Here is a 14,227-nt window from a genome sequence, read left to right as displayed (position 1 = left end):
ATGATCTTAAAAACCAATTTATGGCTCAAAACCTATTTGTTCCTATTCATTACAACGGCGATATCTTGTAACAACTATGGGCAACTTAAGGTAATTACGGACCTACCCAAGAGTTTAAAGGAGAATTCTGGCATGGTAAGCCTCAAGGACTCTACAGTTTGGCTTATTGAAGATAGTGGAAACAAAGACGAAATTTACAAGGTTGATTTCCATGGAAAAATCGTTAAGACCTTAAAAGTAAAAAACGCAAAAAACAAGGATTGGGAAGATTTAGCGAAAGACGACCAAGGCAATGTTTATATAGGCGATATAGGAAACAACGCTAATGAACGGAAGCGCCTTACCATTTATAAGGTCCCCAATCCTGAAATTGAACCGGGAGACAAAATAGATGCAGAGAAAATAACCTTCAGCTACCCGGAACAAACAGAGTTTCCTCCCCACAAAGCTGAAAGACTTTATGATGCAGAAGCTCTTTTTCATCATGGCAGCCAACTTTATATTATTACAAAAAACCGTTCAAACCCTTTTACGGGCGAGGCATTGGTATACACCGTGCCTGATTCTGAAGGGTCTTACGAAGCCAAATTGATATCTCGCCTAAAACTATGCAACACATGGAAAACATGCCAGATCACAGGTATGGACATTTCTCCAAAAGGTGACAGAATTGTGGCTCTCAGCTATGGAAAGCTTTTTGTTTTTTCAGAATTTTCATGGGACGATTTCACCAAAGGAAAAATTGAAGAAATTGACCTAGGCACTAGAACACAACTAGAATCGGTATTCTTTATGAACGAAAACACTTTATTGTTATCCGATGAACGCTCGCACGGCAGAGGTGGCAATCTCTATTATTATAACCTCCCTAAAGAGAACTAAAAAGCAAAGCCCAGACCAAAAGTGAATCTTGCTCCGTCCACACTGTTGAACAAGGCAAGATTAACAGACAAAATATCAGAACCGTTTATAAAGAACCCTCCCCCATATGAGGTATGCCACTCATTCGATTCGATTAACGGAGACCATACCTTACCATAATCGAAACCGGCAAAAAGCCCCATTGATGTTGGCAAGATCCTAGTTTTCATTCTTCTTAGGCTATATCTTATATCCGTGTTCTGATAGTAAGCGGTTTTACCTGTAAACCTTTGGTTTCTAAATCCTCTTAATCCATCTATCCCCCCTATACTTGCAGCTTGGTAAAATTCATACCCATTTCCTATGTTCAAATGCCCTTTCCATTTGGTAGCCAATACCAGACGTCCGTTAGGTATCAACTTATAATTAAAAGATAGACTGGGAACAAGGTAACCAAAACTTTTACCATCGCCGTTGGTATTATTTTTATAACCTACCTCAATGGCAGTAGCCATTCCCATCGTCGGAAAACCGGTATTATCATAGTTTTCGTACGTATACTCACCATGTACCCCAATGAAACTGTTTACCGTTTCTGCCCCATTTTCTTGGTAAAAAGTGTTTATAAACCTGTTATCCGTTTCCTCTACCTCGATAGTTTCATATGAAATTCCTGTTCTGAACTTTGCTCCCATTTGGCTTCTCCAAACCAATGACGGGGATACTTCAAAATTTTGAATACGGACCCTATTGTAATCCATGCCCAGTTCATCGTCATTGTTTTCGGTATTATTTCCATATCCAAAAAAATTGATCGCAAAATTCGGAGTGGTAAATCTGGTTTTTAACTCTAGGTTCCAGTTTTCGAACAAATTGGCCAACTCTCCCTTATACTCGAGTTCTACACCACTGGTCGCAAAATAATAAGAAGCCTTCAATGTATGTTGTTGGGTAAAAGGATTTTGCCTAAAACCATTATAAGTATAGGTATCCATAAAACCTATCTTAATACCATCGTCGGGGTTAAACCCTATGGTAGGCAAGGCTTGGTTTGTACTGCTTCTAATGTTCAACGGATCATACGTGTTTACACCATAGTCATCCGTTAGCCTTACCTTGGCCCCCTCAACCTTATCAAAGGTGTTTTTCTTGCTCTTATAATCATAAACCACCACGCCTTTACCATTTTCAATGGTATACACATCGTTATTTTGTCCTCCTATGATGCGTACTTTCATCCCCTTATGGCCTGCTTCATTTTTAACTTCGAAAACATCATCATCGTCCAAACCGTAAATCCAGATTTCCTTTGTAATGGATCGGTAAAAAATCTTGCTAAAAAACAGCCTCTTCTTTTCCCCTTTTATAATTCTATAGACCTTCACCTCTGTCCTTTCATCATCTAAACGTGTAACCTCGAACCAGTCGTCCTTATCAGTACCTATTACCGTGGCAAATTTGTTTAAAATATCAAAGTACTCGTTCGCGGTCTCCTCTATATGGCTGGCCCTGGCAAGCAAAATCTTTTTTATTTCCCCTATACCTTCTTCATCCCTTACTTCTTCCGGAAACATTTTTAAGGCTTCGTCTATTGCCTTCTCGTCCAAATTTTCCCTTAAGAAAGAGGCTTGTTCCATCCATTCCTCCTTTGCGGTCTGGGACAGCAAGGCCAAATCTAACGCATATGTCTTTGGTGATGAATTAAATCCTTTTACACTCCTTATTTCTTCTTTAAACCCCTCCATTAAACGTAGGCCCGGAATTATTCTCGTTGCCAGCCCCATAAGTAGGCCATCTCCCATTTTAGAAAATACCTGATCACGATCCCTTGGCACCGGTCTATATATGACCTTTTTATTTTCTTTGAACTCCGCCCAACGCCATTGATCTACATGGCGGTCCCAATCACCAATTATCATATCGAACAACCTGGCTCTTATGTAGGCTTGGGCGTCTACCGCATATTTTTCATCGTCCCTTAAATTTTCTAGCATGGCATCGGAACTCTTCAACTCATTGGAATAACCAAAACTCTTTAAATCTCCATGACCATCACCTGCATGTTCCTCTATCATATATAGCTCATCTCCAAAAACATCGTTATACTTACCAAGAGCCTTTTGCTTGGGAACATAGTAAAGTACTGGATTGGTGTGGTAGATTCCGACCGCATCGGAAAGTTTACCGACCGTAAACGGGGCGTACGGATGCGAACCTGTATAAAAATCTTCCAACAACTCTTGTGTATAGGTTTCCTGTAGGTCTTCTAGAACGTATTGATCCTTAAAGGCCATTGACTGCAAATAGAGCTCCGCGCTCTTTTTCAGTGCCCTCATAACATACTCTTTTCCACTGGCATCTCGCAACCTCAACGATTTTGATTGATGCCCTCCCCCTTTTTTTACAGGAGTAAGCCCACCATACAAAGTATCTAACAATACAACTGGTGCCGTTACTTCCTTACCGTAATATTTTCTATAACGATCTCCCCAAATGGCCTTAAAAAAACCTGTTTTATCCACTGCTTCCTTGGAGTAAACAGATGCCTTTACTTTATCTGGAAAGGTATTGGTATAAACCCCATCGGGTTCTTGCGCATCTGGCGACAAAACTTCGGATGTAAAAAGAAAAACCTCTTCTCCTTTTTCATCTATTCCATAAAACCGCACTCTTGAAGAACCGTCTTTGTATACTTCTAAGGTAGCGTACCCTCTTCTTCCTGTAGAAAAACGGGAACCGTTCAACAGCCTCGTACTTCCCTCTTTTGATCCGGCCCCACTAACAATTTGAGGTATATTGTTCTCTTCTATATACTGCAACGTATGTTCGTGCCCCGAAGCAAAAACTATCTTATCTGAAGATTGGGACAAAGTGGTTACCCTTTTTATCAATTCCAAATATCTTTTGTTCTGCAAATCTTCGGTCGATGCCCCGGTGGTTTTTCTAAGAACATTTATAAACGTTCCCAATACTGGTAACGGTATCGGCAACTCTTTCGGATACAATTGTTTTCTTAAAGAATATTGCCCGCCATGAATGCCATAACTGCTCATAGGATGGTGCATGGCTATAATCGTCGTTTTTTCGCGATGGTCCTTTATGGCATCTTCCAGTTCCAAAAAAAACTTTTCCCTACTTTTTATATCACATTTATCGTTGATACCCGGTTTTTTGTTCCAATTGGTCAAATACCATTCTGTATCCAAAACAATAATAGCTATATCGTCGTTAACCTCCACCACATCAATGGGGCAGCCATTTTTAGGCAAAAAGGCATCTTTATCGTCCAGTATTTTCTGTATATATTTCTGCTCTCGCTTAAGACCTTGTAAACCATCGGTATACCAATCGTGATTACCTGGAATAAATAACTTAGATCCTTTAAAGCCCGTCAATGTATTCAATTGAGCATCTAAATGGTTCTTGGCCGTTAAATAGGCAACGGTAGAATCTTTGGGATCTGGAAAACCTGCCGGGTAAATATTATCCCCAAGAAATATAGCGGTGCTATTTTTATCGGCCTCATCAAGTCTTCTCTTAAAGCTCTTTAAAACAGGGTTCATATCTCCTATAGGGGAAAGACCAGCGTCGCCGATAAGGTAAAAGGTATGCAACACCTCTTTTTTGTTAGCGACATCAACGGCATCGCCATCATCCGCATATTTACTTTTATACGTTGCACACCCGCTAAAAAATAAAATTAATAAAATATAGGAGTAATATTTTTTCATGTAAATGCCCTAATATTCAAAATTTCGTAATTTGGCCTTTCTAACCCATTTTCCTATGCCTGATATTCTTCAGAAAACCGAGAACTACGTAGTAGCACTTTTATCGGAAAAACTCAGTCCCGATTATTTATACCATAACCTAAGGCATACTCAGCGGGTTGTCAAAAGTACTAAAGAATTATCTAATGCATATGAGTTGTCGGAACAAGAGTCAGAAGTCTTACAACTTGCTGCTTGGCTGCACGATACGGGCTATACCATGGGCTCTAAAAACCATGAAAAAAACAGTTGTAAAATTGCCACTTCTTTTTTAAATGAACAAAAATACGACCCCAAGTTAATTGCCAAGGTGAACGAATGTATTATGGCAACGGCCAAAGATGCCCAACCCGATACACTACAAGAGAAAATACTTAGAGATGCCGACGCATCGCACTTTGCCCAAAAAAGTTATTTAGAAACCTCCGATTTCTTGCGGGAAGAGCTGCGTTTATTGAATATAGCCGATTACAGCTTAAAAGAATGGATCAACATCAACATTAAAATGTTGGGATCCCAACATAGATATTATACAGATTATGCAAAGGAAAATTGGCAAAAAGAAAAGGAAAAGAATATTAAAAGGCTGATCAAGGAGAAAAAAAACATTAAGGAAATAGAAAAAAAGGAAGCCCTTAAGGCCAAGTACAAAAGTGAAAGTCCCGATAGAGGTATTCAAACGCTGTTTCGGGTAACCCTTAAAAACCATATTACCTTAAGTGATATTGCCGACACCAAGGCAAACATCCTTTTGTCCGTTAATGCCATTATCATCTCTTTGGCCTTGTCAAATCTGATTCCAAAATTGGACAACCCGTCAAATGACTATTTAATTTACCCTACTGTAATTTTTGTAATGTTCAGTGTAATATCTATGGTCTTGGCCGTATTGGCCACCAGACCTAACGTAACCAGTGGGGAGTTTACAAAAGAGGATGTAAAGCAAAAAAAGGTCAACTTACTCTTTTTCGGCAATTTTCATAAAATGAGCTTATCGGATTACCAATGGGCGATCGACGAGTTGATTTCCGACAAAGATTACATATACAGTTCGTTAACCAAAGACCTTTATTATCTGGGCCTTGTACTCAATAGAAAATATCGGTTGTTACGATGGACCTATACCATTTTCATGATAGGGATGGTACTTTCTGTAATCGCCTTCGCCGTGTCTTTTAAACTTTACGGTGCCGACAGGCAAGCAGAATCATTGATATCACAGTTGCTACTCTTTTAAGGTTTCCATAAGGTCATCAAAGGTATAGGTCTTTTCCTCCGCCTTATCAACCTTTTTATACAGAATATCGGCACGTATGGCCTTAAGACCAGACACGCCCTGTAAGCCCTCTAGCTCAACAATTTCTACCTTACCGGTAAAATACCCTTTTGACTTTAAGAACTTGATATAGCGCAGATACTCTAACTCGTCCTTTTTCTGAGAATAAACAATTGTCATTTTACCCGGTTGGGTAAGCCTTTCATTGGTACCCTTGATAAATGATTTGTCTATTCGTTTTTTGATAACCTCGTAACGGGCATTATAGGTGCCGTCCACATCGAACCGTTTCTCGTCCATTCGAAAACGAATCGACAGAGAGGTATTATAGACCAGTATCAATGAGGCCACATCAAGAGGCACCAGTAATTCGGGCTTAAGTTTATAGTGTGCATTTTCCATTTCGCACATTACCTGTAACTGCCATAAACGTAGGTTGTTCAAGTAAATAGGTTCAAACTCCAAATCACCAGCTATTGAGTCCCCTATATACATATTGTGTTCTACGCCATCGGTCTTATATCGCTCAAAATAATGTGGAAACATGGCCTGCGCATCTCGCTGTTTTCTATCGATAAGTGCCGCCAACCGTTTGTTGATCAGCATTACACTTTCATCATAATTTCTTCTATGATCGTAATAGGAGTCCGTTCCCTTGTCTATAGAAGATTCATACTCCATTATCAGATTTCGCATTTCGGGATCTATCTTTTTCAAATGCGAAAATATAGGATGGACCTCATCGGCCATAAAATCAAAAATAGATTGTTCACTATTTGCGTGGAGTATGTCTTTAATACTCTCTATATGATCATTTACCCTAAACATTAACTCTTCGTAAATGGGCAACTTTCTTTTTTGCCAAGCATGGCCCAAGACCTTGTTAGCCGCAGAGAGCTGAATCATCAAATCTCGCTGAATGGCCGCGTTTCGGGCATTAGAAGAATTTTTGATATCTATTTGCCCATACAAGGGATATACTTCTTTAAAAACAATTTCTTTAAAGGTGGGTTGTATCCCATCAAGTTCATCTTTTATAAAACGTTTGGCCTCTTCTTGAAAACGCCAATAAACAGATTCGTGCACCGAAGTACATTCATTCTGTATAATTGCATCTATAAGATTTTCCTCTTCTGTTTTTGAACGTAGCACGGCAGATACGATGTAAGGCATAATATCTTCCAACTTATTGGCATTGACACTGTTCAGAGCGTTCTTTTTGGTAGACACCAGTTCTAAGATACCCAACAATTCTTCATTATGTGCAATAGGAGCAAAAATAGCGCTCTTAATACCTTGTTCTTTTAGCCTTTTATATAACAGAGCATCAGATCTTTTTGTGTAATGTTCAATATCCGATATGGCAAAATAAGTGTTCTTTTGTAACAATTTTTCATAAGAATATCCACAAAGAATCTCTTTACAGCTTGCCGTTTCCTTATCTCTAAGAATAAAGCTGTCCATACCGTCACCATATACAGGCTCAAAACTATCGTTTTTCTCATTATAGGTCATGAAGCCTGCCCGAAGGTTCGCTTGGTTGAAAAAAGATCTAAAAGTATCTTGAAGACCTTCCATAAACCCTTCATCGTTTCTTTTTGTACTTGCGATCAAACTCGATTTTATTTCCGAAATCGAATGTTCTGTAGATACATCGAACATGTTAGAAATCACAAAACCTTTTGAGATAAAGCTATTGGGCGGAATTTTCTCTTTCCATAAATCGATATTATCAAAATTGGCCAACAATTCGTCCAAATCTTCGGTAGTAAGCTCCTTTGCCTTATCGGTTGGCACAAGCTCTATAAAATCGGCATTATAAAGAATACGATAATGTCTTATTACACCGTTGGCGTCAGGTATATCGTAAAAAATAGGGCGTTTAAAATCTAACGAAAAGCCATAATAGAAATTAAGTATCACGGCACAGGCCATTACATACATCTCATCGTGCGGCATGCTTCGCATTTCAAGAACAAAATCCTTTCCCCCGGCCTGCTCCAAAATTCTCTTAAACCGTTTAGAGGAATTAAAGATGACATCGTTGTAAGGAAGCGAAGCCGCCTTAATTTCATTATCCGTAAGTACTTCCGAGAAAACATCCTGTAAAATAATCTGAATTACATCTTTGTGCTTCTCCAATAAAGAAATATCGGTAAACCCTTCCCGAAGTTCTGGATATGGTGCTTGCGCAGCCAAAATACGACGGGCTTTACTGGCCAAGAACTCATCGTCACTTTCGGCCAACACCTCATACTTCTGCAACAACTTGTTAAAGCTAATAAGTTGCATCAATGGAAGCTCTTTACCTTTCTCTACTTTCATACCCAATATCAGTCGTGTTCTTGGGCGTAAAATTACAAAATAAATAGCCTCTCGGCAGTTAAACATCTCTTTGTACATCTTAATAAACGCTCCTCTTACCGAATTGTTTGACCCCGCCCCCTTGTATACCAATAGAATTGGCACTCCCCATAGCGTATTTTTTTTCAGGGTTACGAATAACTGTTTAAATTAGCAAACACGTTTCAATCAAAAATATGTCTTCGTCCCAAAGGTTATCAAGAGCATACGAGAATGCAAAAAAAGTTATGTTCGACGACCGATCCAAGTTTATATTATTTAGCGATTGCCATAGGGGCGACAATAGCTTTGCAGATGAGTTCGCCAATAACAGAAATATTTATTTTCATGCCCTAAACCACTACTATAACGAAGGTTTTGATTATTGTGAACTGGGCGATGGAGATGAATTATGGGAGAATATGAACTTTGAATCCATATTCGAAGCCCATAAAAACATTTATCAATTATTACGCAAGTTTCATTTAGAGAAACGACTTCATATGATTTGGGGCAATCATGATATGGTATACAAAGACAAGGCCTATGTAGAAAAGAACCTGTCCAGTTATTTTGAACCTATAGACAACACGGATAAAGAACTTTTTGAAGATATTACCTATACAGAAGCCATAATATTGCAACATAGCGAGACCCAACAAGAAATTTTCTTGACCCATGGCCACCAAGCCGATTGGTGGAACTACACCTTCTGGCGTTTGGGAAGGTTTTTAGTCAGGGTATTATGGAAACCGTTGCAAGTGTGGGGCATAGCGGATCCTACGAGTCCGGCCAAAAATTACAAGGAACTTATAAAAATGGAACGTAGGATCAAAAAATGGATCTTAAAAAATAATTTATTGGTCACCATTGTAGGTCACACCCACAGACCTAGATTTCCAGAACCTGGAGATATCCCCTTATTTAACGATGGTAGCTGTGTACATCCTAGAAGCATTACCGGTATAGAAATCGAAAATGGTCAAATTTCCCTCATCAAATGGCATATAGATACCACTACCGATGGCACCTTGAAAGTAGTAAGGGTACTGCTAGAGGGTCCTGAAAAACTATCTGACTACATACAAAAAGAACAGTAAACCTTGCTTTTTAAACAATAGCACCAAAGCCCTAAAAACACAATAAAGGCTTTCTTTCTTAGTCCTCATGGTAGATTATCGAAATCGTAAAAAACAATTCGCTATGTTACGAATCTGTAAATTATGGTATATTTAAAGCTCCATTCTAATACAACCAAAACCATATGCCACTTATTATCGTAATCATAGGAATTCTTCTTTTATTCCTTTTAGTCGCAAAGTTCAAACTCAATGGCTTTATAGCTTTTATTCTTGTTTCTCTTTTTGTTGGAATAGCGGAAGGTATGGAGCCGGTCGCCGTAGTTGAATCTATACAGAAAGGTATCGGAAACATTTTAGGTTTTCTTGTACTTATTTTGGGCCTTGGGGCCATGTTAGGAAAACTCGTCGCCGAAAGTGGTGCAGCACAAAGAATCACGACCAAACTTGTAGAGAAGTTCGGTAAAAAGAATATTCAGTGGGCCGTGGTCTTAACCGGTTTTATTGTCGGCATACCTATGTTCTATTCGGTCGGTTTCGTAATTCTGGTGCCCTTAGTCTTCACCATTGCGGCAGCAACCGGGCTACCTTTACTATATGTTGGACTTCCAATGTTGGCATCATTGTCTGTTACCCATGGTTACCTTCCTCCTCATCCGGCCCCCACGGCAATTGCCTCTACTTTCAATGCCAATATCAGCAAAACATTACTATACGGAATTATTATAGCCATTCCTGCCATTATAGTAGCCGGACCGTTACTATCAAGAACAATGAAAAACATTAAAGCATCCCCCTTAAAAGAGTTTCTAAACCCAAAAATTTTAAAAGAGGATGAAATGCCAGGAACGGCCGTTAGTATTTTTACCGCCCTTTTACCGGTAATTCTCATGGCAATTGCTGCTGCTGCCGAGCTTTTTATAACCGAAGGTTCTTTGATTAAAACAATTTTAGTCTTCGCAGGCAACCCTGTCATGGCCATGCTCATATCTGTACTGGTAGCCATTTATACACTAGGCTTGGCACGTGGAAAAAAAATGAAGGAGGTTATGAATACCGTTGCCGGTGCCGTGACCGGCATTACCATGGTACTTCTTATAATAGCTGGCGCCGGTGCCTTAAAACAGGTATTAATAGATAGCGGTGTTAGCGTCTACATAGGTGAAGCCTTAAAGGATTCCTCTATTTCTCCCCTAATATTGGCATGGCTGATCGCCACCATAATAAGGGTTTGTGTGGGATCCGCCACCGTTGCGGGCCTCACTGCGGCCGGTATTGTATTGCCCCTTATAGAGGGTACGGGTGCCAGTGCAGAATTAATGGTACTTGCCATTGGTTCTGGCAGTTTAATGCTCTCACATGTGAACGACAGTGGTTTTTGGTTATTTAAGGAGTATTTTAACCTATCTATAAAAGACACGCTGAAATCTTGGACCGTAATGGAAACTACGGTCGGCATTATGGGTTTACTGGGTGTATTGGTATTGAATCAATTCATTTAAAAACATCGAATGAAAGCTTCAGAAAAAATAAAAGAACTTGGTCTACAATTACCGCCCGCCCCTCCTCCTGCAGGTTTGTACCGGCCCATTCTGGTCATAGACAACTTTTTGTATGTTTCGGGGCAGGGCCCTGTTTTAAATGACGGGTCATTGTACACGGGCAGGGTCGGGGACGATTTGGATCTATCGCAAGGCAAGATGGGAGCAAGACACGTAGGGCTCACCATGTTGGCCACCATTACCACCCATTTTGGCGATTTAGACCGCATAAAAAGACTGGTAAAAACCTTGGGCATGGTAAATTGCACGCCAGATTTTAAAGACCACCCATTGGTAATAAATGGTTTTAGCGAGTTAATGTCCGATGTTTTCGGGCCTGAAAACGGTGTAGGTGTAAGAAGTGCCGTAGGCATGATGCTTCCCGGAAATATTGCCGTTGAAATAGAGGCTATGTTTGAACTTCACAAATAAAAAAAATGGAACAGAACTGGTATACAGTAAACAATACCGAAGAAATTATCTCCCCTTCTCTATTGGTCTTCAAAGACAGGGTCGTACATAATATTAAGACAATGGTTCGTATGGCCAACGGTCCCGATAATTTAAGACCCCATATAAAAACCCATAAAACTGCAGAGATCATACAATTACAAATGGATCATGGTATCCACAAATTTAAATGTGCTACCATAGCCGAGGCTGAACTTTTGGCTATTTGCAAGGCCCCCGATGTTCTATTGGCCATGCAGCCCGTAGGTGCTAACATGAAAAGGTTCATATCATTGATCCATACATTTTCCGATGTCCGTTTTTCTGCTTTAGTGGACAATATGGAAACCGCCGACCTACTGGGAGGTCTAGCGGCAAAAAACAATCTAAAAATACATTTGTACATTGATTTAAACGTAGGGATGAACCGAACCGGTATTGCCCCCAATAATGAAGCCCTACTATTATACAAATACATTACTGAACACCCCTCTCTAGAAATCGAAGGCTTACACGCCTATGACGGTCACCTTAGAAGCCCAAACCCGGAAACAAGAAAAAAAGATTGTGACGAGGCTTTTGATAAAGTATTGAAATTACAGCACCGTATTGCACAAGAAAATTTACCAACCCCTAAAATAATTGCTGGAGGCTCACCTACGTTCCCCTATCATTGCAAACGCAAGAATATAATTGCCAGTCCGGGTACCACCTTGCTTTGGGATGCCGGTTATGGAAACCTGTTTCCCGAAATGGACTTTCTTCCCGCGGCTGTTTTGTTTACAAGGATAATCAGCAAACCTAAAGCCGGAATTTTATGCTTTGATCTAGGGCATAAATCCATAGCTCCCGAAATGCCATTCCCTCGAGTAGATTTTCTGAGCTTGGAACATGGCAAACAGCTTAGTCAATCCGAAGAGCATTTAGTTGTGGAATACGACGATCTAAAAGCCGAAAAGGTAGGTACAGAACACTATGCGATACCCAAACACATTTGTCCGACGGTTGCTAAATATGACCACCTATCGGTAGTAGAAAACGGAAACATTACGGCCCATTGGAAAGTAGCTGCCCGCAACAATAAAATCACTATTTAAGATGTTTATTTTTGATGCCCATCTAGACCTTTCCATGAACGCCATGGAATGGAACCGCGACCTTACCCTGCCCGTATCGGAAATTAGAAAAAAAGAAAAAGGCATGGTCGACAAACCCGACCGTGGGAAAAACACAGTTTCCTTAGATGCCATGAGAAAAGGAAACATCGGCCTCTGCGTTGCTACCCAAATAGCAAGATATGTAAAACCTGGCAATAAATTGCCCGGTTGGCATTCACCCCAACAGGCTTGGGCACAGACCCAAGGGCAATTGGCATGGTACAAAGCCATGGAAGATGCCGGTGAAATGATTCAGGTATCCAATAAAAAGGAATTAACAGCTCATTTAAAAGCATGGAAAAACGATAAAGAAAACACACCTATAGGATACATTTTAAGTTTGGAAGGTGCAGATTCCATCATCGATTTATCTTACTTACAGAAATCTTATGACCAAGGGTTACGAGCTATTGGCCCTGCACATTACGGCCCGGGAACATATGCCTTTGGAACGGACTCTATAGGCGGTATCGGCAAAAAGGGTAAAGAACTACTTAAAGAAATAGAGGGCCTTCGACTTATTCTGGATGCTACGCATTTATGCGACCAAAGTTTTTGGGAAACAATGGATGTTTATGAAGGTGCTATCTGGGCAAGCCATAATAATTGCAGAAAATTTGTGGATCATAACCGTCAGTTTTCCGATGATCAACTAAAAGAACTTATAAATAGAAATGCGGTTATAGGTATGGCCTTAGATGCTTGGATGATGGTACCCAACTGGGTACGCGGCAAATCTACCCCTGAAAGCACCGGGGTATCATTACTCCATATGATACAGAACATAGACCATGTATGCCAATTGGCAGGAAACTCGCTACATGTTGGTATTGGCACCGACTTGGATGGCGGCTTTGGTCTGGAGCAATCCCCAAAAGACCTGGATACGATAGCCGATTTACAGAAAATTCCAGGGTTATTAAAAGATAAAGGGTATCGAAAAGAGGATATAGAAAATATAATGAGCAATAACTTTATTCGCTTTCTAGAGAAAAACTTACCCAACTAAGCGCAAGAAGTTTCATTAATCGATTTTAACAACCTGTTAAGTAGCAGTGGCAGGGTATTTGTTATCTTTATTCTATCAGTATAGATAATACCAATGAATAAAAACCATTATTTATTTATAGTTTTTTGTCTTCTTTCTTTTGGATGGATCAGTGCCCAAGGTGATTTACCCACCCAAAAACCCTTAAAGATCGAAACTGCCAATAAACTGGATAATAAGGGCACGTCGACTACAGGTACGGTATTAAATATACCATCGGTAATAAAAGAGCAGCCCAAATTGGATATGACCAAGGGCAATCCCGTAAAAATGCTACCGGATGAAGAATTGGTACCTGCAGGAACAGGGCTAAAGATAGACCCTCGTATTGGGCCGGGCGAAAGGTACGGAGGCTCCGGTCAATTTTTCGGGGACCAATATCTGGGAGACCTTAAAAGCAACGGAAAATTTATAGGTATTGTTTGTAGGGACCATGAATTTGTAGATGGCGATAGGGTCAAAATTTATGTGAACGATGTGGTAGTGGAAGCAAATTTATTGCTTACCGGTGCCTTCAAGGGCATCAATGTAGATCTACAACCCGGTTTTAACAAAATAGATTTTGAAGCGCTCAACCACGGTTCTTCTGCTCCTAACACAGCACAAGTAGATGTCTATGATGATAAAGGAGAGTTACTATATTCCAACAAATGGCTTCTTTCCTCTGGATCAAAGGCCACATTGATAGTCACCAAAGAATAA

General features: G+C 40.0%; 10 protein-coding genes. 8 read left to right on the top strand and 2 right to left on the bottom strand.

All coding sequences use genetic code 11. From position 1 onward, the window contains the following. Entirely contained in the window at positions 1–882 is an 882-nt protein-coding gene (locus AB657_RS14990) for a hypothetical protein (protein WP_047247236.1), read from the top strand. Here AB657_RS14990 and AB657_RS14985 read toward each other — a convergent pair. Next, a complete protein-coding gene (locus AB657_RS14985; protein ID WP_047247235.1) occupies positions 879–4,592 on the bottom strand; it encodes a metallophosphoesterase in 3,714 nt (1,237 codons plus the stop codon). The two genes, AB657_RS14990 and AB657_RS14985, sit on opposite strands and share 4 nt — an antisense overlap. A gap of 55 nt (positions 4,593–4,647) precedes the next feature. Here AB657_RS14985 and AB657_RS14980 point away from each other — a divergent pair, with 55 nt between their 5' ends. After that, complete coding sequence (locus tag AB657_RS14980; protein ID WP_047247234.1) at positions 4,648–5,868, top strand: Pycsar system effector family protein; 1,221 nt, start codon at positions 4,648–4,650, stop codon at positions 5,866–5,868. Here AB657_RS14980 and AB657_RS14975 read toward each other — a convergent pair. After that, entirely contained in the window at positions 5,857–8,232 is a 2,376-nt protein-coding gene (locus AB657_RS14975) for a GAF domain-containing protein (RefSeq protein WP_047247233.1), read from the bottom strand. The genes AB657_RS14980 and AB657_RS14975 overlap by 12 nt on opposite strands. Positions 8,233–8,447: 215 nt before the next feature. On the opposite strand from AB657_RS14975, the gene AB657_RS14970 reads away from it, so the two are divergent. From AB657_RS14970 to AB657_RS14945, 6 genes are all read left to right on the top strand, one after another. Continuing rightward, entirely contained in the window at positions 8,448–9,350 is a 903-nt protein-coding gene (locus AB657_RS14970; protein WP_047247232.1) for a metallophosphoesterase, read from the top strand. A gap of 164 nt (positions 9,351–9,514) precedes the next feature. Then, complete coding sequence (locus AB657_RS14965; protein WP_047247231.1) at positions 9,515–10,831, top strand: gluconate:H+ symporter; 1,317 nt, start codon at positions 9,515–9,517, stop codon at positions 10,829–10,831. Positions 10,832–10,840: 9 nt separating this feature from the next. Then, on the top strand, positions 10,841–11,302 hold the full coding sequence (locus tag AB657_RS14960; protein ID WP_047247230.1) for a RidA family protein: 462 nt from the start codon (positions 10,841–10,843) through the stop codon (positions 11,300–11,302). Between the two features lie 5 nt (positions 11,303–11,307). Then, positions 11,308–12,417 carry a D-TA family PLP-dependent enzyme gene (locus tag AB657_RS14955; RefSeq protein WP_047247229.1) on the top strand — a complete coding sequence of 370 codons (1,110 nt, stop codon included), beginning with the start codon at positions 11,308–11,310 and terminating at the stop codon, positions 12,415–12,417. Between the two features lies 1 nt (position 12,418). Next, positions 12,419–13,486 (top strand): dipeptidase, encoded by a 1,068-nt coding sequence (locus AB657_RS14950; RefSeq protein ID WP_047247228.1) that lies wholly within the window; start codon positions 12,419–12,421, stop codon positions 13,484–13,486. Between the two features lie 93 nt (positions 13,487–13,579). Continuing rightward, positions 13,580–14,227: a hypothetical protein gene (locus AB657_RS14945; RefSeq protein ID WP_047247227.1), complete on the top strand. Its 648-nt coding sequence runs from the start codon at positions 13,580–13,582 to the stop codon at positions 14,225–14,227.

The organism is Maribacter thermophilus (genome assembly GCF_001020565.1).
Taxonomy (GTDB): domain Bacteria; phylum Bacteroidota; class Bacteroidia; order Flavobacteriales; family Flavobacteriaceae; genus Maribacter; species Maribacter thermophilus.
Note: the sequence above shows the minus strand (reverse complement) of the source record. Positions and strands in the feature narration are given on the sequence as shown.

Excerpts from the sequence above, each read along its gene's own strand:
- AB657_RS14990 (WP_047247236.1), top strand. The coding sequence starts at position 1 with ATGATCTTAAAAACCAATTTATGGCTCAAAACCTATTTGTTCCTATTC.
- AB657_RS14985 (WP_047247235.1), bottom strand. The coding sequence starts at position 4,592 with ATGAAAAAATATTACTCCTATATTTTATTAATTTTATTTTTTAGCGGG.
- AB657_RS14980 (WP_047247234.1), top strand. The coding sequence starts at position 4,648 with ATGCCTGATATTCTTCAGAAAACCGAGAACTACGTAGTAGCACTTTTA.
- AB657_RS14975 (WP_047247233.1), bottom strand. The coding sequence starts at position 8,232 with ATGAAAGTAGAGAAAGGTAAAGAGCTTCCATTGATGCAACTTATTAGC.
- AB657_RS14970 (WP_047247232.1), top strand. The coding sequence starts at position 8,448 with ATGTCTTCGTCCCAAAGGTTATCAAGAGCATACGAGAATGCAAAAAAA.
- AB657_RS14965 (WP_047247231.1), top strand. The coding sequence starts at position 9,515 with ATGCCACTTATTATCGTAATCATAGGAATTCTTCTTTTATTCCTTTTA.
- AB657_RS14960 (WP_047247230.1), top strand. The coding sequence starts at position 10,841 with ATGAAAGCTTCAGAAAAAATAAAAGAACTTGGTCTACAATTACCGCCC.
- AB657_RS14955 (WP_047247229.1), top strand. The coding sequence starts at position 11,308 with ATGGAACAGAACTGGTATACAGTAAACAATACCGAAGAAATTATCTCC.
- AB657_RS14950 (WP_047247228.1), top strand. The coding sequence starts at position 12,419 with ATGTTTATTTTTGATGCCCATCTAGACCTTTCCATGAACGCCATGGAA.
- AB657_RS14945 (WP_047247227.1), top strand. The coding sequence starts at position 13,580 with ATGAATAAAAACCATTATTTATTTATAGTTTTTTGTCTTCTTTCTTTT.